Origin of the sequence: Butyricimonas muris, assembly GCF_046365375.1 — a bacterium.
In the GTDB taxonomy this organism is placed as follows: Bacteria; Bacteroidota; Bacteroidia; order Bacteroidales; family Marinifilaceae; genus Butyricimonas; species Butyricimonas muris.
In genome coordinates this window covers 24535-48094 of sequence record NZ_JBKEIT010000013.1, presented here as the reverse complement: position 1 = coordinate 48094, position 23560 = coordinate 24535, and the positions used below count along the sequence as shown (strand labels likewise).

The following is a 23560-nucleotide window of genomic DNA, read 5'->3' as shown; positions in this document are numbered from 1 at the left end:
TTAATCTTATTTTATTTCAATGGTTCTTTGTTCTTTTTTAATATCCTCGATGGAAATCTTCGGTAGATCAATGGTTAATACACCGTGTTCTACACCGGCGGCAATCTTTTCTTTGTCAACATCGTCGGGCAGAATCATCGTCTGCTGGAACTTGGAGTATGAAAACTCACGACGCAGGAAGCGTTGTTCTTTCTTCTCCTCGTTGTTTTCAATTTTCTTCTCCATGGTGATGACCAGATTATTATCTTCGTCAATGCGAACGTTAAAATCTTCTTTTGTCATACCCGGGGCGGCAACTTCTACTTTATAATCTTTTTCCGACTCGATCACGTTGATTGCGGGTGCAGTTGCGTTTGTTCTAGTCATCCACTCGTTATCAAAGAAATCATTAAAGATACTTGGTAACCAATTTTGAGTTCTTCTTACAGGCATCATAATTTCAGTCTCCTATCTTTAAGTTTAACATTCAATCTTATCTTTGGACTCCGGCTCTTTTTAGGAACCGTCGTTCGATAAGGAATAGTGCAAAGCCTGTGCCATCGTGATTTACGGACTTTTTGTCATGGATATTATGTCAAATTTTCATTTTTTGCTTCGTCATATGACAAATATTTTCAATTTCAAGTACGTTTTTGTGATAATAATTGTAGCTTTATGGCTGTTTAAATAGGTATGTACTTAATAAATACATTATGCATAGATCAAATAATAATTACAATTGGGCTAGAACAATATTTGTTGTAGCGTTGGTCGTTGGCCTTGGATGGATGTCTTCTCCGGTAATGGCACACGGCACGGAAGTGTGTTTGGCAGATGGTGATACTACCGTACATGTGGTTGCAGATGTACAGCCGGAGTTTAACGGGAATCTGAATCAATGGCTCGGGGAGAATATCATGTACCCGGAAGAGGCTCAACAGGAGCGTATCGAGGGCAAAGTGTTCGTGACTTTCACGGTAGAAAAAGACGGGGCAATATCTCATGTTACCGTCGTGCGTTCGGCTCACCCGATTCTGGATGCGGAGGCTGTGCGCGTGATCCAAAGTATGCCGAAATGGAAACCCGCCATGATGAACGGTGAAGCGGTACGTTTTTCCAAGACTTTGCCGATCACGTTTAAATTGGCAGAGGAACAATTGACTTACGAGCAATACCTGAAGAATCTGGAAGAGGAACAAGAGCTACTGAAACAAGGCAATCAATTAACGCCGGAGGAACAGGCAGCCCGCGTAGAGGCTTTCAAAAAACAGTTGGGAGATGATGCCACGCTTTACAAATTGTTGCTGGAAAAGAGTCAGGCTATCAAAGGCGAGATCGACAGTGTGGTGAAAGCTCAAACCAAAGTATTGAAGTTGAAAAAGACGGATGTAAAAGAATTGACAAAAATATACGAGAACGAGATTGACGCGAAGATCAAATTGATCGAAAGTCTGGGAACAGATGATTTTGTCAATAAATTTGTATCTTCCGAGATAAAGATGAGACAACTCGAGATGGACAAGATGTTGCAGATAAAAGATTTATTGAAAGATCGTTTTAAACTCTATTTCGAGAATTATATTTTGCAGCAATAATTATTACAAGGTATTAAATGACGGGTCGGGATGTAAATACCCCGACCCGTCATTGTTAAATTCAGTCTTAAGATAAGACATTTCAATAATTTTGTCATATATTTGACACTCCAAGATAAGACTATATGGTGATAGAGGATAGTGTCATATTAAATTCAATCCGGAATAATAAACCAGAAGGTATACATTTACTTTTTGATCGATACTATCGTCCGTTAGTTCTATACGCGGATGAATTCTTGAAGGACCAAGCTACTGCCGAGGATCTGGTTCAAGAGTTGTTTTTAAAATTATGGGAGGGTGATTATCTCTTGGAGGTATCTGAAAAGAATCTGGCGACTTATCTGTTTTCCGCGATAAGGAATAAATGTCGTACTTATTTTGAAAAGAAAGATGTTTTGCAAAAACGGGAAATGTTGGAAGATGTTGACATCCCGGTAGAGATGGTCGTGCGGATTGACGAGGAACGGATGGACATCGTGATGAAAGAAGTCAATCTTCTTCCCGAGCGCACCCGACAGATCGTGGAGTGTATCATGTTGAGGAACTTGAAATATAAAGAGGCTGCCGAGGAATTGCACATTTCTGTAAATACCGTAAAATTCTTGCTTAATAAAGGTATTGTGCGTCTGCGCGAACGTCTTGCTCATAGAAGCAGCGAAATTCTTCTATTTTTCTTGCGTCGCTTACACTTGTTTTAGTATTGGGAGATAATGCATTAGGATTTTCTAGGAAAAAAAACGGAAAAATACCTACCCATTTTTCTATTTTTTCTGTCTTCCTAGAAAAATATGTATTCGTATGCCAATACAAGAGGAAATATATGAACTGATATTCACGAAACTTAGTCAAGGGCTTGACAAGAACCGGAAGGAGTGTCTGCAGGCGTGGCTGGATGAAAGTGAACAAAACAGAAATGCTTACCGGGAAATTTGTTCTTTATGGTATAGTGGCAAATGGGCTTATAAAAGAGAACAAATACAAAAATCCGAAGGATGGGAGAAAATACTTGAAATCAAGAAAGGAAGACGGAAGAAACGTTTACTCAAAATATGGAGTGCGGGAGTTGCAGCTTCTGTTGTATTGATTATGGGAGCCTTTTTCGTGTCCCGATTTATGGATAGAGGACATGTAGAGCGAGTGACGGAATCCAGACAGGCTAATGTAACATTGATTCTGGCTTCAGGTGAACGAGTGGATGTAGGTCATAGGACAGACCGGATGATTCGGGAAGCCGGATCGGTGATTCGTTCGGATTCCGCGTTGCTGGTTTACGAGGAACATAGCATCGATACTCTTTCGGAAGAGACCGTGTATAACGAACTCGTTGTTCCGAAATGCGGGGAATATAAATTGCGTCTCTCGGATGGAAGTTTAATCGTCTTGAACTCGGAATCCAAGCTCCGGTATCCCGTGAATTTTAATGGTGATACCCGTGAAGTCTTTTTATCCGGGGAGGCTTATTTCGAGGTGGCGAAGCATCCCGGTAAGTCTTTTGTGGTTCACACGGATCATGCGGATGTTCAGGTATTGGGGACATGGTTTAATGTTTCAGCCTATCCGGATGAGGAAAACACGGAGGTTACTCTTTTGAACGGAAGCGTACAGGTGGGGCGTGAAGAGGAACAAGCCATATTATTGCCCGGACAGCAATTTTTATTGAATAACCGAACATCGGAAAAGACAATACGTGACGTGGACACGAGCGTGTATGTCGCTTGGACTCGTGGTTTATTCCGGTTTGACGCGATGCCGCTGGAACAGTTGATGTTGAAATTGAGTCGCTGGATTCCTGTTACTTACACGTTTAAAGATGAAGCGATAAAGAAAATTCGCTTTACCGGGGGATTTCGGAAATATGACGACGTGGATCATACGCTCAAGATGTTGGAAGAAATTATAAATATTTCATTCAAAAGAAAAGGGCAGGAAATAATCATAGATTGGTACCAAAACTAACATAGAACGTAAAAACTTAAAATTCAAATTTATGGAAAAAAATCAAAAGGAAGGGCCTGAACCTTTACGGTACAGGTCGTGGAAGCTTTATACTGTCATGAGATTGACTTTGTTGATGAATGTCTTCTTTGTGCTTTTCTCTTTTGGAAATGGTTTTTCTCAAAAGAGGGTTACGATAGATTTGGGTGAGACAACGATAAAGGAGGCTCTGGTCGAATTTCAACGTCAAACCAATAAGATTGTAATTTACAGCGACGAGCATTTGGCCAATGACCAACGGGTGGTACTGAATTGTAAAGATGTGGAACTGGAAGAGTGTTTGAAGTTAATCTTGAAAGGAAGCGGTATGACTTATCGTTTTGAGGATGATTATATCTTGATAGTCCCTCTTAAAGTCTCTGAACAGGATTCTACTAAAACCGTCGCTAAAGTGGTTATTTCGGGTGTCGTGAAGGATACTGAAGGACTTCCTCTTCCGGGAGTGACGGTGCTGTTGAAAGGTATGAAGTTGGGGACTTCAACAAACTCGAAAGGGGAATTTACTTTGGAAATACCAAAAGTAAAAGATAAGGAAATACGCCTTGTCTTCTCTTTTATCGGTTTGCGAACGAAAGAAGTGATCTATAAAGAGAATGAACAGAAAACTCCGTGGGTGATCGTGATGGAAGAAGATATCCGGCAGTTGGGAGAGGTGACGGTAAGTACCGGTTATCAAACCGTGAACCGGAAAGATATGGTGGGGGCGTACACGACGGTAAGGGCTTCCGATATCATGCAACCGGTATATACTTCTGTCGACCAGATGCTGCAAGGGCGGGTAGCCGGAATGATCGTGATGAATACCAGTTCCCGGGTGGGGACGAATCCTAAAATACAGATACGAGGAACCTCCACGATATTGGGAAATCAGGATCCGTTGTGGGTGGTTGACGGTATTATCCAACCGGATCCGCTTCCCTTGGACGTATCCTCTACCATGACGGAAGATTTGAAAAATGTACTCGGTAATCAGATTTCTTGGTTGAATCCTTCGGATATAGAAACGATCACCGTGTTGAAAGATGCTTCGGCTACGGCGATATACGGTTCGAAAGCCTCGAACGGGGTTATCGTTATCACGACCAAAAAGAGTAAAACCGATCGTCTGAGCGTGAATTATACGGCGAATTTTTCTTTCAAACAGAAACCCAGTTACGGGATGTTCAACATGATGAATTCCCGCGAGCGTATTGATTACTCCAAGGAAGCCTACGAGAACGGGGGACGTTTCATTGCAGAGCCTGTGGCACAGACTTCGTCGTACGAGGGATTGATGAGGCTTGTCGCGAGCAAAGAAATCACGATAGAAGAGTATGGAACTTACTTGGAGAGGCTGGAAACCGTGAATACCGACTGGTTTGATATATTGACACAAAATGGTTTTAGCCACAATCACAATCTCAGTCTGATGGGCGGATCGGAAAAAGTGACTTATAATTTGTCATTTAACTTTAGTGATGACCAAGGGCAGGAAATTGGCAACTCTGCCAAGAAAATGGGACTTCGGTTAAGAGTGGGTGCGCAATTGCTGAAAAATTTGAACGTGGACGCTTCCGTCATTTTAGCAAGGGGAGATAACCGAACTTTCGGTCCGGGAGTCAACCCGATGGAATATGCCAAATCAACAAGTCGGGCTCTGCCCGCTTATGACGAGAACGGTGCTCCCCTCTATTATTTGAGAAGTAATCCTTATGCTCCCGCGGGTAAAGACATCCTTTACAGTTATAATTTTGAAAACGAGCGAGATAATAGTTACGCCAAGGCGTTTAATATGAATACGAATGCCTCCCTCAACTTGAATTGGGATGTTACTTCATGGTTCCGTTATGAATTGGTACTTGGTTACACGGAGGTATCGAATACTTCCAAATCATTCGCGGGTGAGCAAACGTATCATATTGCTTCCAAGTACAGGGGATATGATTACGGTACGGCAGAACCCGGAAGCGATGAATTTAAATCCGCCATGCTGCCTTTCGGGGGGGAATACATGACTTCATACCTTTCGAATAAAAGTTATAACATTCAAAACAAATTTGTATTTAGCAAGACTTTCAATGAAGATCATCGGTTGAACGCGATGGCGGGAATTGAGGTACGTTCGGAGGATGCGGACGGTACGGCAAACACGGTATGGGGGTATACTCCGGACAGGGGGAATGGCTTGGTCGCACCGACCGGATTGAAGCAGTTGGTGACAGCAGAGACTCCTAAAGATTGGGGTATATTGCAGGCTTTGTATAGTGGCGGATGGAAAGAAACGGATCAGGTGAATAACTATCTTTCCTTGTTTGCCACCGTGGCTTATTCTTACAAAGATAAATATGTATTCAACGCGAATATTCGTTCCGATGCCTCGAATGCTTTTGGGCAAGACGTGAATAAACGTATGGACCCGACTTATTCTTTTGGTGTTTCTTGGCGGATGGCTGAAGAACCTTTTATAAAAAATCATATCAGTTGGTTGAACCAATTGAATTTCAGAGCGACTTACGGGGTGCAGGGAAATTCTGTAAATACGGTAAGCCCTGAAATGATTTTAGGAAGATATAGTACAGTTTTCAAGCCATTTAACGAGTACGGGGCGGGAATACGTTCTTTACCTAATCCTAACTTGAAATGGGAACGGACGAAATCTTGGAACTTGGGATTCGATTTACAATTGTTCAACGGGATTACCATGAACCTTGAATATTACGGACGCTCATCTGATGCGATTGTCGCGCAAAAGATTCCGGAAGAGTATGGAATATCTTCAATGAACATTAACGGGGGAAGAATCACGAACCACGGTGTGGAGTATTCGGTTCATTTTACTCCTTTCCAACGAAAAGATTTTGCGTGGACGATAGGGATCAATAGTTCCAAAAACTGGAATAAAGGCAGTTCTGTCAATGAAGTCAGTACACCTGATTTAAGTGAGTATTTGTCTGGCTCCTCCAGTCGTGTTTTAAAGAAAGGCTATCCGATATCTGCCATCTGGTCTTTCTCCTTTGCCGGATTGGATCCCGAAACAGGTTATCCGACGTTTAATTACATGGATTTCGAGGAAACGGATTCAAAAATGGACCCGACAGAGTATCTGGTGTATTCCGGTCAGACAGATCCTTACTTTACGGGCGGGTTGAATACCCGTTTGCGTTACAAGGACGTTTCTTTTGGCGCGGACTTCTCTGTCCTTTTAGGAGGTAAAAAACGGTTGCCAAGTTTGTACTCGGGAGAAAGAGGAAGTGTATTTATGCCGGATCCGTTTATCAACGTGGATAAAGAAATTGCTAAACGTTGGCGAGAGCCGGGTGATGAAAACAAGACCAAGGTTCCCGCGATTTACACGAGCAGCAATTTTAGTGATTATTGGGTAAAGAGACCGGATGGAGGTAGTTCGAATATGTATGAGATGTGGGATAAATCCGATTTCCGGGTAGTTAGTGCCTCTTTCCTGCGTTGTACCCAGATGTCATTGACATGGCGTGTTTCCGGGGAATGGTGTAAGAAACTTTATTTGACCAATTTGTCTATCAGTGCTTACGTGAACAATGTATTTGTGATTGCCAGCAAGAAATTCAACGGTTTCGATCCGGAATTGGGGAACAGTGTCATGCCTCGTACTTATTCTTTGGGAATTAATATTGGATTTTAAAATGGAAGTTTATGAAAAAGATGATGTTATATTTTTGGGGAATACTGCTCGTGTGTGCTTCTTGCAGTGATTTTTTAGAGCCGAGATCAAACACGCAATTTATACCGGAAGATGTTTCCGCTTTGCGGGAACTGATGATTGCGGAGGTATATACGCTGAATATTGCCATGGCCGGACCTTTGGTGCTTTTGGATGACGATGTTGACGGGGGCGAATTTATAGAGGGAAGGACAAGTGCGGTTGAAGGTCCCTTGGCTGCTTTTAGTTGGCAACCCGATATGTTTGAGATATTTGGAGCCGCGGGTATGAGTGACCAATGGTTTGCCCTGTGGAGAGACGGGTATAGCAGGATATTAGGGTGTAATGCCGTGCTTGATTATGTCGATGATGTAAATGGCCTTGAAGAGACTAGAAATGAGCTGAAAGCACAGGCTTTTACTATGCGTGCCTTTAATTATTTGTATATCGTGAATATATTCGGGGCCCCTTATTCTTATGATAAAAAAGCATTGGGCGTTCCGTTAAAACTGAATAGTAATATCGAGGAATCGTTGATGTCCCGGAATACGGTGGAAGAATGTTACGCCCGCATCGAGAAAGATTTGTTGGAGGCAGAACGACTGTATTTGACTATACCTGAGGAAAAACGATGGAGACCGGACTATAAAGCCAGTCTGCCGATGGCGCAATTGTTATTGTCCCGCGTGTACCTTGAAATGGAGAATTGGGAACAAGCTCACAAGTACGCGGAAAAGGTGATTTCCGATTACGCTTTTCGGTTGAAGGATTTGAATGAATTTGTACCCACGGAAGACGTACCTTATTATGATTTCTGTAATGTAAATTGCCCGGAGCAAATATTTTCTTATTCTCAAAATGGTTGCTTGACTGTTTTCCCGAGGGAGGGAATACCTAAAAACAGGTGGAATTATGTCGCTTCTCATGGTCTGTTGAAATGTTATTCGGAAAGTGATTTGAGAAAAGACAATTACATTATTGATGAACCCGGGTGTAAAAAAGAAGCTCCCGAAGGCATGCCTTGGGATACGTTGGTACGTCGTCCTGTCGGGAAGTATGGTGTGAATTCTAATCGGAGCGTGATTGAAAGCGCTCAATCTGTATTGAGTCTTCGGGTGGCTGAAGCGTATTTGAATTCTATGGAGGCGGCAGCATTCTTGTACAAGGCGGGAGACGCCCAAATGCAGACAAAAGCCATGGAACGTTTGGAAGATTTACGCTATATGAGATATCGTAGAAAAGACTATCGGAAATTGAGTGTTTTTTCCGATGCGGAAGCATTGATCACTTATATCCGTGAAGAGCGTCGCCGGGAACTTTGTTTCGAGGGGCATCGTTGGAATGACCTAAGAAGGTACGGGATGCCGGAAATAAAGCATCGCTGGAACTTGGATGGGAATCAATGGGTGGAATACACGCTAAAAGAAAAAGATCCTGCTTATACACTTCCTATTCCGGAATCGACACGAACGAGAAATTCATCGTTGGTGCAAAATCCTTTAGCCCCCAAGCGGGAAGGTGTAGCTGTGCGATAATGTATAATTTAAAACATCGATTATGAAAATGAGATATTTATTGTTGTTGATCACGGGACTAAGTCTTTTTTTAGGCGGTTGTTACGATGAAGACAAGGCAGTGCCGTCCGGGGATTATTCTCCCGTGCGTTTTGAATTCCCGCAGGGGAGTGAATCGTGGGATAAACTTTTTGAGCAAATGTATGATGATTTTGGTATTTGCGTGATTTATAAGGATTTTACACCGGGAGATTTGAATAAAAACTGGACGATCTCTGCCGGTGGAGATTGGACCGGACATCCGGTTCCAGATGACCATATGCCGAAATACGAGGATTTGTTAAAGAATTATTTGGTTCCTTTCTTGGGGAAAAAAGAGATCGTGGAGGCATGTTCCCCGCTCTATCTTTATTTGGCTGAAGATTTAGGGGGATCTTATGCTTCTTACGGTGATAATGTTGGAGTTAATCTGAATGGTTTGGATTTTTGGGCAATAGGTTTACTTGATACAATAAAATTTATCTTTGATATTCCTGGTATAGAGGATTTTAGGCACGGGCTTGTACATTCCGTGTATAATAAAATTGTTGAAAATAGTGTGGTGAAAAATCTTATCACTGAGCCAGTTGGCTTTCAAGCAGGAATAGATTATAAAACGGAAATTGAAAAGGAGAATCCCGAAGATCCGAATTACTATATGAATCGTGGTTTTGTTGGATATATTACTTGTATGACATCTATGTGTTGTATGTTTAATTGGAGTGATTATTGGTACGGGAATATAGAACAGATTGTCACGGCGAAAGGAGGAGATTTTATGATGTTCACCCGTGCGGCAATGCGTTGGACGAAAGAAGAGTTTGAGGAGAAATTCCCACCCGAAAAATATCCTCTGGTAAACGCACGCTACAAGATGGTCGTCGAACAATTTAAGAATTACGGGTTTGACTTGCCGGGATTTGCAAAGAAAGTAAAGGAATTACCTACACCATTCTAAGTTTCTGGAAGATTTATTTTCTCCGGTTAGAAAACAGGGGGATCGTGTGTCGGTCTTCCTGTTTTTACTTTTTGCCACTTTGTCAGTTCTCGTGTAACTATGCGTCATTTTCAGACGTATATTACAAGTTGGTACATGGTTTGTATTAACATATTACAGAATGTATAAATTATAAAAGTATGGCCTATATAGATTACTATAAGATTTTAGGAGTTGATAAAAGTGCTTCGCAGGATGCCATCAAGAAGGCTTTTAAAAAGTTGGCCAGAAAGTATCACCCGGACTTGAACCCGGATGACCCGAATGCCAAGCTACGTTTTCAAGAGATAAACGAGGCAAACGAAGTATTGGGCGATCCGGAGAAACGGAAAAAGTATGACCAATACGGGGAAAACTGGAAACATGCCGATGAGTTCGAGGCTCAAAGGCAGCGCCAGCAACAGCAAGGCGGTGGTTTCGGTAGCGGCGGTGGTGCTTACTGGTCGTCGGAAGGCGGTTTTTCCGGCATGGGGGGTGACGGGGAGTTCTCGGACTTCTTCGAATCCTTGTTCGGTTCCCGTCGTGGCGGAGGGCGTTCTGCCGGATTCCGGGGACAGGACTATAACGCGGAATTACACCTGTCATTTCAAGATGCGGCACATACCCACAAGCAGATATTAACGGTAAACGGAAAGAATATAAGGATCACCGTTCCCGCGGGAGTGGCGGACGGGCAGACCATCAAGTTGAAGGGACAAGGCGCTCCCGGCGTGAATGGCGGTCCGGCAGGAGATTTGTATATCACTTTCGTGATAGCCGAAGACCCCGTGTTCAAACGCTTGGGGAATGATCTGTACGTGACGGCACCGCTGGATCTCTACACCGCAATTCTCGGCGGAGAACAAATGGTAGACACCATGGACGGGAAAGTGAAATTGAAAGTAAAACCCGGCACGCAAAACGGGGCTAAAGTAAGGTTGAGAGGCAAAGGATACCCCGTCTACAAGGAAGACGGCAAGTTCGGCGATCTAATCGTGACTTACTCCGTGCAGATACCGACCGACTTGACGGAGAAGCAGAAAGCGTTGTTCAAGGAATTACAAGGTCTTAAATAAAACGTGTCAGTTATGCAAACAGATTTGATTATAATTAAAGAATATTGCCGGCAAAGTCATGTCGATCCGTCGTTTATCATCTCTCTGGAAGAGGATGGATTAATCGATATTCAGGTCGTTGACGGCGAACGTTATTTACCTGTTGAGCAATTGGGAGATCTGGAACGGTTTGTGCGTTGGCATGAAGACCTGTCCGTGAACATCGAGGGTATCGGTGTCATCCATGAATTGATGGGACGTATGCACGATATGCAACGTGAACTCGACCGTATGCGTCGGGAACTTCGCTTGTACCGGGCGGGATTGGAGCATTGGGAAGAGTATTAAGAGGCATAAAGCCCCTTAATACTTTTTCGCTCACTATCTGCCTCTACGTCTAAGCCAGATAAGGAGGGCGATGACAAGAAGAAGACCGGGGAGTCCCTCTACCATAGCATGTTTTGTGATTTTCATACCTCCTTTTCCAATGTAGATTTTATTATCAGGCGGAATCAGACGTCGAACGTCGATAGGTGCTTCTTCATAAGACAACCAAGAGAAAGCCCCTCTAACGAAAGAATAATTGCGGGCATTAATCCCTTTTCTCCACATTTCGATTTCTGCGTTGCTGAGACAATCCGCATCACCAATAATAATAATTCGTTGTTCCTTGTCTCCTATATTACGGGATAAGGCAACTGATGTCACGTGAGATCGCTCAACCTCTCCCGCTTGTAGATTCAAGCGGGCAGTATCTTCTACAAAATTCGTTGTTTCCAGTTCATTCCAACTGCCTGTCGGATCACTCGTGAATAAAGGTGTTACTTGATATCCTTTGTCAGGAGAATAAGTTAATCCCGTGCAGCCCGGCATTGACAGAAGGTTTTCCATTTGCAGCATTCCTTCCAGTATATATGATAAGGCGGCAGCTTCTTTCGTCGGGGTTGCGATGATTAAATCCGGTGCAAAATCTTCTGTCGGTTTGACCAGACATCCGGGCATAAATTGTACCCCGAATTGCTCGACTAGCGGGTTCATGATCGATTGTTGTTTCGGTTCCCCGGCAATGAATAGATTTCCTCCTTTTTCGATGTATGTATTTAACGTGTTCATTTCTTCGGCGGAAAAAGCTCTGCGGGGATCTGCTATAACCAATATACGTACATTTGACGGAATTCCTTGGCGTAAATCAACTTCCGTGATATCAAAACCTTGATTTATTAATGCATATCTGAACGGTTTGTCTTGCGAGAAATGTTTGTAATCCCGGTCACTTCCTCTTTTTATATCGCGTTCGCCATGACCTTTCACGAAACCAACGAGGGGTAAATCCATAATTAAATGTTTGAATGCCGCTGATATTTCGGATTCCGTCGGGAATGCCCCGTTGAAATCTTCGTATATTCGCAGGAATGTTTTTTTACCGTTTCCCCGTTCCAGTAGTCGTACAAAACGGTTGCCTTCTCCGGAAAGATCGATCATCTTTCTTATCTCTTCCGGTGTTTTTACTTTGTTCGTGTCAAAATCGACGGTTTCGGCAATTCTTTTCATCTGTTCTCTTAACGATAAACCGGGATAACGTATATCGAGAGAAGGATTGTTAATGGAGTCGTAATAATAGACATATTTCATTTTGATTTCGGGCTTAAACCGCGTATACATTCTGAACCGTCTCATGTCATCTTTAACGGCACTTGAGAGACCGTAATATACATTTCGATCCAGCATATTCACGAAGGTTGTGATCGTGAGATCTCCTTCTAGCTTGGATACGATCTCCTGACTGTTGGGGGTTAATGTTCTTGCCTTTGTTCGGGTGGCATCATAGAAACACATTAATTGAGGGCGAGAACTGAGATATCCTAGGAATATAGCGATCGAGAACACGCCGATGTATCTTCCCCATGCCACGAGCCAGTTCGTCTTTTGTCGGATGACCTGTAAACGCAAGATCGTGAGGGTAAGGAAAAGGACGACGACAATGATAAAATAAAGTACATCCTCGCTACAAATCAGACCGTTTACAAATTCATCGGCACGTCCGTCGATACACAGCCAGTAGGTTATATCGCGGACGATATCCATATCTTGCCAGACATTGCGGACAAGACTTAAACCGGCCAGTATAGCAAGGGTGCCCATGGCAGAAACAACTTGATAGGAGGTTAGGCTCGACATGAATAGCCCGATAGCGGCATAAGCGCAAGTCAGTAAATAAAGTCCCAGCAATCCGGATAAAACACAAATGATATCGAATGATTTAATCGCGAATGCGGAATACATCACAAAGACGGATAGAATCCCCATCAGCAGTAATCCGTATAGCATCATGGCTAAGTATTTCCCCAGTACAATTTGCTTGTTTGTTACCGGGGAAGAATAAAGTAATTTGATGGAGCCGCTACTCAGTTCCCGGCTCATCAATCCCATGGTTAACAAGGGGATATATAAATACAGGTATTGTTGAATTCTGGAGAATAAACCGAACATCCCCCCGAATGTAAAAAGAGTCACGTTATCGAGTTGGTATTCCAGAGATTGGCTTTTCACGGACATATCGAAAACATTCGTGAAAAGAATACTGGCTTGAAAGGTGAAGATGATTAGGATTAACCATGCAACGGGCGAATAGAACAAAGTTTGTAATTCTGTTTTCGCTATTTTGAATATCATTTTCATTGCTTGATAATTTTAATTATTCTTGGTTTAAAATCAGAGATTGTGTTATTTTTTTGATAGCTCCGCGAATACCGTGTTCATGGAACTTCTCTCGACATTAATTTCGTCAAGACGCCAGCCTTTGGCAACGCTTGTCTCGACGACTCGTTCCGCGATCTCCGATTTATCCCTAAAATACAAACGATAGTATGAACCTTCTAATGCCTCTGCGCTGGAAATACCCGGAATACTTTTTAATTCTTCCACTGAAGGACGGGCAACGAGAGAAACAAGGAGAGAGTTCGGTTCGATGTAGTTGTCAAATTCATCGATCGTACCCGAAAAGACCACGGAGCCTTGCTCTATCATGTAAATGTAGTCGCACGTGGCCTGTACTTCTGACAAGATATGCGTGGATAGTATAACCGTGCGATCTTGGGCAATCTCTTTAATCAATCCTCGTATTTCAAGAATCTGGTTCGGGTCTAACCCGTTCGTCGGTTCGTCAAAGACCACGAAATCCGGGTTGTGGATAATAGCTTGCGCTATACCCAGTCGTTGTTGGTACCCACCGGATAGATTACGAATAAGCCGTTTTTTAAAATGTGAAATACCGCAACGAATCGTGACGGAGTCCACGGCATGTTGTACTTCCTTGTCCGGCACATAACGCAAGTTGGCGCAATAAGTCAGGTACTCTTCCACGGTAAGGTCCGGGTGCAAGGGAGGGGTTTGCGGCAGAAAACCGATATGGCGTTTTGCCTCGACGGGTTGTTCCCGCATGTCAATCCCTTTAATAAATATATTACCTTCCGTTTGTTTAAGAACTCCGCACATGATGTTCATCGTGGTAGATTTCCCCGCCCCGTTTGAACCGAGCAGACCATAAATTCCGTTTTTAGTGATTTCAAAATTAATGTCTTTAATAGCCCATTGCACGCTATAACGATGGGATAAGTTTTCGACTTTTACAATAGGTTCTTCCATACAAAATGATTTTATACAATGTTTAATACAATATTAATCGAGTTCCGGAGGAAGAAACTTCACTCTTTGTCAGAGTAGTTTCTTCCTGTATATTATTGTTTTAGCGGTATTTGTTTTATTGGCCTGTAAAGGCAAAATCGGATTTCCATGCTGAACGCTCCGGGCAATTATTTAGTATCCATCGGATGCGTTGACACTGTTGCAAACTGATGGAACGATGAACGCCGACAGGATCATCCATGATATTTTCAGCGAGGAAATAACAATTCCCGACCAGTTTGTATTGTGTCATGTTATTTTGATATCCGTCGACATCATATCCGCAATATTTATGCGTGTCCGAACAATAGTCTTCCGGGTACCCGAAGAATATATAAGTTTCCCACGTGGGTAATAAACCGAAATAAAAGCCGAAACAGTTTATCAGTTCATTATCACTTTTTACAAAAGTCCGAACCATGGTTTGAAGTGATTGTATTTTATACAATATGCCGATTTCATTAGCTATTGGTTCCCGGTCTGCAGGTCGGGTTGATAATTCGAGGCCTTCCGGTTTTCCTGTCAGATCGGTTCCTTGGTAAATATATCGGGGAACGCATTGGGTGGATATCGTGGAATGGAAAGACGTGTATTCGTTGTCCCTGTCTGATATCAACCAAACGTTCAGGTATTTGTCGTAAGGCCACAATGCCTTTTCGTTCGCGATCAGCGTTTTGTATTGATCTCCGGCTTCATCACTCACCTTTTCCACGCGAATCCGATTGATTCCGGGTTCTCGCAATTTGTTCCCGGAAGGATCGTAAACCGCCGCTTTAAATCTTATTTTAGTATCGACGCCTGTGGCATTTTGACTGACAGCCCCGGAGAACGTGTTATTTATTTTGTCGATTAGTAAATTGATTCTTTCCAAGGGTATTTCTCCCCCGTATTCGATGATATCATTGTTGGACTGGATCAAATGAAACACGATGGGGATGGTGATTTCGGTGTACGTGTCCATGGCGGAAGGATCTACCACGGAGAAAGATACCGTGTTCGAGATAATATCCCGTCCTTTAATTTTCGCGTACGCGTTGATCTCCTGTCCTATGAGGGATTTGTCTGATGTTGTGTATGTTTTGGACAGAGATACTCCCGACAAGGTATAATACTCTAATTGGGAATGGTCTACTCTGCTGTCTTGTACTTCAAATCCGTCGTTCGTAATGAGAAGGGGGCAAAATTCAAGTTGTGCTTTCCCGTTTGCCAATACTTGGAAATGATTGGTACGTAATTTTATTTCTTTGATACTACTCATGTCGGTCATACCTATTTTCGCGACGTCGTATTTGTCGGGAGTGCAGGATAAAATACATCCGGCGAGTAAGCCTGCTATTGTGTATAGAATTTTTTTCATGTTTTTCAATTTGAAAGTTTAAAGACTGATCTCGTCCCAACCGGGATTCTGTACCATATTTTTGTTTACAGACATTTCCGTTTCGGGAATAGGGAAGCTGTAACGAAAATCGTCGGGTTCCAACACGTACAGGGTTCCGTTGACCACTCTTTCCACGCGGGTCCCCAGACGTTTCATATCAAGCCACCACGTATCCTGTTCATGATAGAATTCGAGTTTACGCTCTTTCAATATTTCGTCCAACAGGTCGGATTCCGTGTAAGAGCCCGGGATGTCGAGATATCGTCCTTGTTTGAATTTGTCAAGTACTTCTTTGGCTTCCGCCGTTTTCCCGAGTCTGTACAATGCTTCGGCTTTAATCAAGCTGGTTTCGGCCAGACGGAAAAACATGATGATGCCGCCTGCTCCGAGAAATGCCATCGGGTCGTTGGAAATATTGTATTTGTCGAATATGATGCTACCATCAGTCTGGGTTCTGAAAAAAGTCTTCTTTCTGACATCATCCTCTTTATATAAATTATAGAATTCTCGCGAGGGACCGATATCTGCCGGGCCATAAGATGATCCTTGGAAATAAGTATCCATGAAATTGGCGATTTGTACGTTTCTGCCGTCAACCAATCGTAAGTAAAATTCGTCATTCTTGAAGGTTTGTTGCGCGGGAGTGTCAAAGATAGCGTCATAAGTAGTTTGGTCGCGAACAAAAGAGCGTCCCTCCATAGCTTTATCCGCGTGGTCAACGGCATTCTGCCAATCGTCCTCTTCCGCGGCGGCGGACATCGCTTTGTAACAGTAAATGCTGGCAAGCATACCGTGAACAAATCTGGGTTCATACGCGCAGTTCCATTGGTTGGAAGGCGTTTGCTCCAGAAGGTCGATTACCTCCCGGCAGTCGGCAAGGATACGTTCATACACGACTGTTTGTGTTTCCCGTTTTGGCATAGCGTTTCCCGGATCGTCATATGGTTTTAAGAAGACGGGTATCCCGTAATCATTTTCTTTATAAGGAGAGTAATATTGCATGAGTTTGAAATAAGAATAGGCTCTCCAGATTAACGCTTCCCCCTTGACATAGTTTCTTAAATCTTCGCCTTCTCCGTCAGCGGTAGTGATTCCGTCAATAATCATGTTGATCGGTCCAAGGAAGGAATAATACCTGTTCCAGATATCCGCGTCACTATCCATCCATGTAAGTATTTTTACCGCGCTGGCATTGTATTCTCCTAGATTTGCGTCATAATAAGTGGTAGAGTTCTTGTTAATGGATAGTTCTCCGCTTCTGTACACGAATGCTTCTGCCGCGTGGAATTTAGGGTATAGATAGACACTTCCTAGCACCGGTTTCTGGCTGCCGTTTGTGGTTTTTAATAACCTCATGTAACTGGCCAGAAGATCGCGATAGTCTTCTATTTTGCTGACGACTTGGATATCCTGTGGTTTCAAGTCCAGAAATTTATCACAACTTTGGATAAAAAGTGAACTAATCAAAGCTATTAATAGATATATCTTTTTCATGTATTTGATTTTTAGAAGCCTACTGACAATTTAATATTATACTCTCTGGCTGTCGGGTAGGAGAATGAACCTCCGGTTGCGACATCCATTCCTTTATATTTAGTAAAGGTTAGTAAGTTATACGCGTTAAATGAAAGGGACATATTGTTCATGCCGAAACGTCGTGCCAATTCCGCGGGGAGGCGGTAACTTACGCTGATATTGGTCAAACGAATATAATCCCCCTTTTCGTATTTGTCGGACGTCGTCATTCCTGCCCAGTAATCATTGCCTGAAGACACGAAACGAGCGATATCCGTGACATCTCCTCTTGTTTTCCAGAACGTCAGGTATCGGCGTTCCCTGTTTGTCCCGGAAACGGATAAATCGCTGGAATACCCTGTTGACAAAGCATCATTATTACTACTGTTGGGTGCATTCTGGAGGTCATTGAATGACTGGATAATGTGTCCTATCTTGTAACTCCATTGAGTGGTAAATTCCAGATTCTTATATCGCAAATAGGTGTTGAAACCACCCACGTACTTCGGGTTGGAACGACCGAGGTATTGCATGGAAGAGGTGAAATGTTTCGGTAACATACCCGATTCTCTATCATAGGCGACATAGTCCGGTACGGAAGTCAAGGACGGAATTACTCCACTATTTTGGTAGTTTGCTTTTTCAAATTCTACCAGACTATCCCATCTATCCAAGAGTTGGGCGTATTCCCTTTTGCCCGCGGGCGTGAGATAATACAGGGGATTTCCCGATAGTGCATCAACACCCGCGGACTTCCACCCGTAAATAGCTCCGGTTTCCTTTCCGACAACATTGACAACGCCTCCTTTGAGTACGCTTGAACTGATAGCTTCCGCGTACGAGTTGTAATCATGTTCTGAACGGATGATGACATTCTTGTTGCGGGCAATGTTGGCAGAGATACTAAATGACAGATTCGTGGTACTTACAAGCCTTGAACTTAGATAGAATTCGATTCCGCTATTTTCAACAGTACCTCCGTTGGCTTTTACACTGGATCTTCCCGTGGAGATAGGTATCGTTAGGTTTTCCAGAATGTTTTTTGTCCGGTTATTGTAATAATCCATGGCGAAATTTATTTTACCTTTCAGAAAAGTAATATCTATCCCGAAATTTCGATCCAGCTTTTTTTCCCAGTTTACCGACGGATTGGGATACGTGAAATGAGTGGCAAATCGATTTCCCTCGTATGTGTCGCTACCTAAAGTGATAGTAGAGAACGGGTAAGCGGTACGGTCAATGTTGCCGGTGTATCCGTAGGAACCCCGAAAGGATAATTCCGTGATTATCTTGTTTTTAAAGAATTTTTCATGATGCAAATTGTATCTTAATCCCACGGACCATAATGGCGTAAAGCGATTGGCATCCCCGATCGCGTCCGCCCCGTCTGCCCGGTAATTGAAGTTAAAGACGTAACGGTCTTTGTACCCGTAGCGGAAAGAACCGAGGAACGACACCGTTCTGTCCTGCCCGATGGAGGTATTGAACATATCACCGATCTGTGCCCGTAAAGTTTCATAGGCAACGTCCGTGTCGAAATTCGGTACTCCGGTAATACGATAATCCCCGTAATACATGGGAGAGGTATAACCGAAATTGTTGAATTTCTTGGAAGTTACTTCATGAGCGACCAGAACACTGAATAGATGGTGTGTTTTTATTGTAAATGAATAGTCGATTTGGTTGCGGAGCGACCAGTTAAAGTTCTTACCGGATGATTCCGATAATTCCCCGTTGTTATACTCGGACGGGAGTACTTCTTGTCCGTACACCTGTTTTGCGAAAGTTTCTTGAGCGTAAGAGGTATAAGTTCCCGCTTCTATCGTTTTGGTCGTCGTGTTGTAGCTGGCTCCTTTCCGGATGATGGAAGATACAGCCAAACCGGGAAGGATATCATAACGGATATTGAAAGTCAGGCTGGCATCCAGTCCGTCTTCGGAAGATTTGGTTTCTTTTAATTCCCGGAGGATATTGAAAGAATCGTATTTGTAACCGGAAGCTGTTTTTTCCGTGTAATTTGCTCCGAGGAAACTTAAATCTGCGGCGTATTTCCCGTTTGCGTCGTAAGGACGTTCGTAAGGGTTAGCGAACACGGCGTATTTAAACGGATCAATGACAGAAGCGTGATCCCTTGATTTCCGGATATTGGCGTTGATATCCAAGGCAAGAATTAGATTTTTGACAGGACGATAGTCCAGTTTCATGAGTATTCCTGCGTTAGAATATTTATTTGATAGCAAAATGCCGTTTTTTTCTTGGAAATTGACAGACGCGTAATAGGTCATTTCTTCGGAACCGCCCCGTATGCTTAGATTGTGTGAATGGGATTGTGCCGTTCGGAACAACACCTTAAACCAATCCGTGTTCGTATTTCTTAGTTGATTGATTTTATCGTCATATATACCTTGCGTGATATATCCTTCCAATAATTGTTTGTAGAGATATCCTCCCCGTCCGGCATTCCCGGCGACATTTAGCCCGAAAGTTTCCATGATATCCCGTTCGTATTGTAGCTTCTCCCGCGAGTTCATGAAATCCATGTGTAGCCTTGGGGCTTCCGACAAGCTGTAATTTCCGCTATAATTGAATTGCATTTTTGAGCGGAATCCTTTTTTCGTCGTGATAACGATAACACCATTTGCGGCTTTTGCCCCGTATATGGCTGCCGCGGAAGCATCTTTCAAGATGGTGATGGACTCAATATCTTCCGGCATGATGTTGCCCACGCCGTCCTGCATAATTGTTCCCGCGTAATCTCCCGTGTTGTTTTCCGGTACCCCGCTCATGAGTGGAAGTCCATCCACGATCCAAAGAGGTTCGGTTCTGCCGGACAGATTGTTTTCTCCCCGAATAGTTATTTTGGAACGGGTTCCCGGTGCTCCCGATAAGGTCGTGCTATTCAAACCTGCAATGGCTCCTTCCAACAGCCGGTCGATAGACGTGATCCCTTGTGAGCGAAGATCTTTTGCTGTAATCACGGAGGCACTTCCTGTCATGTAATCCTTTTTTATCGTTTCCATTCCGGTAACGACGACTTCATCCAACTCGGCGATATCCTCTTCCATCACGATTGTGACAAATTGTTCCCCGTTGATCTCTCGGTGCACGGGCTTCATCCCGATGAAAGTAAAATTCAAAATACATTTTTCTTGAGGAATAGTGATTTGGAATCGTCCGTCCGAATTGGTAACCGTTCCGGCGGTTGTCCCTTGCAGAATGACTGCAACCCCCGGTAGCGGCACACCTTGTTCGTCTTTAACAATTCCGCTTATATTGTGTTTCGCCAAGTGCGACATCGCTTCTTTCTTTTTAAGTATGATAATTTTGTCCTTTATAACATAGGTTAAGTGGAAAGGTGCGAGACAAACCCTTAAAGCGGAGTCCAATGTTACATTTTTTAATTCGATAGAGATTCTTTGATTGATGTCGATTTCTTGCGCGTTGTACATGAAGTCGTATAGGGTTTGCCTTTTGATTTCTTTTAAAACTTGAGGAAGCGGAGTATTTTTAAAAGATAGATTTAATTTCTTTTCATCGGTCATCGCGTTCGCCGATAAAACCGGGAAGAGCATAATCAGGGTGAAAAGTATAATCGGTAATCTATTATACTGTTCGGTGTGATGTATTTTTTTCATAATGAACCTTGTTATGGAATGATATATGTTATCTCATCTTTTGTTCTGAAAAACTATGAGGGAATTTGATATCGATGTTGACCGCCGGATTAACGGGATAGGTAATGCCTCCGATCATCTCTGTGCTTTCCGGGGTAATATCGTTGATTCGGATGACTCCTTTCAAGCCGTTTCCGGTTTGTACAAAAATAAAGCATGGTACGTCCGCTGTGACGGGGATAGAAGTTTTTGCTTCCGAAAACGGAAAGGCGAAATCTTCTTGTCGGCTCAAGTTCTCGAAATCTTCGTTCGTGAAGTTTTCCGGTGCCGGCATATATTGTGTGTGGCAGGGAAGATCAAAACTGTAACCGAACAGGTTTTCATTTTGGAACGTGTTATGCCATAATAGAGCCCGTGCTTTGATCGGAGATTCAAAATATAAAATCTCGTTTGCTTTGTCGTAGGCGAGGGCAATGTCTATACTTTTTTTGGCACTTTCAGCTAAATCTTTATAAAGATTCGCCGAGTATATTTGTTGCGTGGAACTGGATAAAAATGAAGTTGCCCGTAAATAATCCGGTTCCCGGTGTGCTGCCCCATCCATGTCCGTGTAGTTAATTTCATCGAATAGAGCTTCCAGCTTTATGCCTTTATACTGTTTTACAGTTTCGTATTCTTTCCGGATATCAATAGATTTTAAGATTCCCGAGTACTGTCCTTCAACAATTCCCCCGAAACTGGTTGTGCATTTGAACATTATGGTGTAAATATCTCCTTCCCGGGATATATTTACTTCTCCTTGGGTCAATTCATTGGGGACACTACTTTCTTCCGTGTCGTAATTTACACTGGAATATCCCTTAAACGTGTATTCATTGCGATTTAACGAGTAAATATATTTCCCGGGAGTTAATTTGTCTTGTTCGGGCGAGGCAAACCTAAGGCAGATGCAAGCTCCGTTTCCTCGGGCATCTTTGGTAAGATCGCTAACTACGAAGCCTTTTTCATACAAGCCGATAAGAAAATTACCTGTTTGTTCTTCCTTCACTTCTGCCGTGAAGCCTGTTACCATATCAACCTGTTCTTCATTATTGATTTGATATCGGTCTTCGAAAATGTAGTCGTTCACGGCAATCACGGAGTGATTATTATCATGGTAAATGGCTCCTTGTTCCAACAGGAATGGTTCTCCGTATAATCGAATCTGATTGGAGTCGTCTGTCCCGTTATTATCCGAACAGGCGCACAACCCGAACAAAATCATTATTTTAAGGGTTAATATTAGACTGTTTTTTTTCATAAGATTTGTTTTTAAATTGCATATTTATGATAATCCCATAAAACGATCGTTTTATAAAGCGCTTAAATTCAGTATTTTGTATATATTATTTCTCGTAACTTACAATCAACGTGTTTCCGTTTATTTTGAAATGCACGCCTCCCGCGATCTCCATCGCTTCCAGTAACGTGGTTATATTATCGTATTTCCTAACATCGCCGCTGAAAATAACTGATTTCGCGGCTTCGTTACAGTAAAAAACTTCAATATTGTACCAGCGGGAAAGTTGTTTAAGAATATTCTCCACGCTCTCGTTCGTGAAAATATATTGCCCGTGTCTCCACGCCGTGTATAATTCGGTATTGACACTTGTCACTTGTATATTTTCGTTCGGTTGATAGACAGCCTTGTATCCGGGACGGAGAATGACGGAATCCTTTCCCCGGTTCATTCTCACCGAACCTTCTTCCAGTACGGTTTCCACCCGGTCTTCATCCGTGTAACTCCGCACGTTGAAGGATGTCCCCAGAACTTCGATATTTACCCCGTCTTTGGCGTTCACGCGAAAAGGATGATGCGGTTTTTTCGTTACCTCGAAATAAGCCTCGCCTTCCAGATAAACCTCTCTCGAGCCCGTGCTGAAAACGACAGGGTATTTTAATTTACTTTGAGAGTTTAACCATACTTTTGTCCCGTCTGATAACGTGAGTGTGAACTCTCCGCCTTTCGGCACGATTAATTCGTTGTAATTATTCGTGTAATTATTGCGTCGGTTCTCTGATAGCGAGTATTGTAATTCAGAACCGTTATTCCGGATGGACAACTCCTCCGTGGTCACAATTTCGTTATTTCCCTTTCCAGATAGGTTGATAATATCCCCGTTATTTAAAACTAAAGTGGCTTTTGCATTACCCGGCACGATACCGGTTTGAGGAATATCGGTATCTCCGCCGCGGAAAAGAAGGGAGGTAATCCCGATCATTAATACTGCCGCGGCAGCTACCCAGTACCACCTTGTCACGCGTGGTTTGCTCTTTCCGGTAACGTAGCGTTTCCGATATTGCTCTAAACCTTTTGAGATACTGATTTGCCTGTATCTGGATAGTTCGGAACTAAAATCTTTTTCGTGTAATCGGGTATAAATTTCCTCGTTTCGTGCATCCGTTTGCCGCCAAGAAGCTAGTTCTTGTTGCTCCGGTTGAGTTAACCCGATGGTCTTCTCTTTTAAAATCAGAGCCGCTATGTGTTGTTTGCTTGCAATGGGGTCCATAATATC

The 23560-nt window shown here is 43.0% G+C and carries 16 protein-coding genes; 8 read left to right on the top strand and 8 right to left on the bottom strand.

The window, feature by feature from the left end; genetic code table 11:
* Nucleotides 1–6: 6 nt before the first annotated feature.
* Nucleotides 7–435 carry an Hsp20/alpha crystallin family protein gene (locus ACK8P8_RS19095; protein WP_186975857.1) on the bottom strand — a complete coding sequence of 143 codons (429 nt, stop codon included), beginning with the start codon at nucleotides 433–435 and terminating at the stop codon, nucleotides 7–9.
* A 257-nt stretch (nucleotides 436–692) separates the two neighbouring features.
* Between ACK8P8_RS19095 and ACK8P8_RS19090 the strand changes: the two genes are divergently transcribed.
* The 8 genes from ACK8P8_RS19090 to ACK8P8_RS19055 all read left to right on the top strand — a co-directional run bounded on the left by ACK8P8_RS19090 (nucleotide 693) and on the right by ACK8P8_RS19055 (nucleotide 11162).
* Nucleotides 693–1574 carry an energy transducer TonB gene (locus ACK8P8_RS19090; protein WP_186975856.1) on the top strand — a complete coding sequence of 294 codons (882 nt, stop codon included), beginning with the start codon at nucleotides 693–695 and terminating at the stop codon, nucleotides 1572–1574.
* Between the two features lie 125 nt (nucleotides 1575–1699).
* Nucleotides 1700–2275 carry a sigma-70 family RNA polymerase sigma factor gene (locus ACK8P8_RS19085; protein ID WP_099291781.1) on the top strand — a complete coding sequence of 192 codons (576 nt, stop codon included), beginning with the start codon at nucleotides 1700–1702 and terminating at the stop codon, nucleotides 2273–2275.
* A 100-nt stretch (nucleotides 2276–2375) separates the two neighbouring features.
* Nucleotides 2376–3533, top strand: a complete 1158-nt coding sequence (locus ACK8P8_RS19080) for a FecR family protein (RefSeq protein ID WP_099291782.1) — start codon at nucleotides 2376–2378, stop codon at nucleotides 3531–3533.
* Nucleotides 3534–3564: 31 nt separating this feature from the next.
* Nucleotides 3565–7212: a SusC/RagA family TonB-linked outer membrane protein gene (locus tag ACK8P8_RS19075; RefSeq protein WP_303179958.1), complete on the top strand. Its 3648-nt coding sequence runs from the start codon at nucleotides 3565–3567 to the stop codon at nucleotides 7210–7212.
* An 11-nt stretch (nucleotides 7213–7223) separates the two neighbouring features.
* Complete coding sequence (locus ACK8P8_RS19070) at nucleotides 7224–8765, top strand: RagB/SusD family nutrient uptake outer membrane protein (RefSeq protein ID WP_410026148.1); 1542 nt, start codon at nucleotides 7224–7226, stop codon at nucleotides 8763–8765.
* Nucleotides 8766–8787: 22 nt separating this feature from the next.
* Nucleotides 8788–9741, top strand: a complete 954-nt coding sequence (locus tag ACK8P8_RS19065) for a hypothetical protein (RefSeq protein ID WP_099291784.1) — start codon at nucleotides 8788–8790, stop codon at nucleotides 9739–9741.
* 179 nt (nucleotides 9742–9920) lie between these two features.
* Nucleotides 9921–10835: a DnaJ C-terminal domain-containing protein gene (locus ACK8P8_RS19060; protein ID WP_186975854.1), complete on the top strand. Its 915-nt coding sequence runs from the start codon at nucleotides 9921–9923 to the stop codon at nucleotides 10833–10835.
* A 12-nt stretch (nucleotides 10836–10847) separates the two neighbouring features.
* Nucleotides 10848–11162 (top strand): chaperone modulator CbpM, encoded by a 315-nt coding sequence (locus ACK8P8_RS19055; protein ID WP_369860182.1) that lies wholly within the window; start codon nucleotides 10848–10850, stop codon nucleotides 11160–11162.
* A gap of 33 nt (nucleotides 11163–11195) precedes the next feature.
* Here the strand turns inward: ACK8P8_RS19055 and ACK8P8_RS19050 are convergent, their stop codons facing one another.
* The 7 genes from ACK8P8_RS19050 to ACK8P8_RS19020 form a co-directional block, all read right to left on the bottom strand.
* Nucleotides 11196–13493, bottom strand: coding sequence for a Gldg family protein (locus ACK8P8_RS19050; RefSeq protein WP_369860181.1), 2298 nt, complete (start codon nucleotides 13491–13493; stop codon nucleotides 11196–11198).
* A gap of 45 nt (nucleotides 13494–13538) precedes the next feature.
* Complete coding sequence (locus ACK8P8_RS19045) at nucleotides 13539–14459, bottom strand: ABC transporter ATP-binding protein (protein WP_369860180.1); 921 nt, start codon at nucleotides 14457–14459, stop codon at nucleotides 13539–13541.
* Nucleotides 14460–14574: 115 nt separating this feature from the next.
* Nucleotides 14575–15855: a zinc metalloprotease gene (locus tag ACK8P8_RS19040; protein WP_369860179.1), complete on the bottom strand. Its 1281-nt coding sequence runs from the start codon at nucleotides 15853–15855 to the stop codon at nucleotides 14575–14577.
* 18 nt (nucleotides 15856–15873) lie between these two features.
* Complete coding sequence (locus tag ACK8P8_RS19035; RefSeq protein WP_369860178.1) at nucleotides 15874–17370, bottom strand: RagB/SusD family nutrient uptake outer membrane protein; 1497 nt, start codon at nucleotides 17368–17370, stop codon at nucleotides 15874–15876.
* 11 nt (nucleotides 17371–17381) lie between these two features.
* A complete protein-coding gene (locus ACK8P8_RS19030) occupies nucleotides 17382–21026 on the bottom strand; it encodes a SusC/RagA family TonB-linked outer membrane protein (protein WP_410026147.1) in 3645 nt (1214 codons plus the stop codon).
* A gap of 28 nt (nucleotides 21027–21054) precedes the next feature.
* Entirely contained in the window at nucleotides 21055–22305 is a 1251-nt protein-coding gene (locus ACK8P8_RS19025) for a hypothetical protein (RefSeq protein ID WP_369860176.1), read from the bottom strand.
* 85 nt (nucleotides 22306–22390) lie between these two features.
* Entirely contained in the window at nucleotides 22391–23554 is a 1164-nt protein-coding gene (locus ACK8P8_RS19020) for a FecR family protein (protein WP_369860175.1), read from the bottom strand.
* Between the last annotated feature and the right edge of the window lie 6 nt (nucleotides 23555–23560).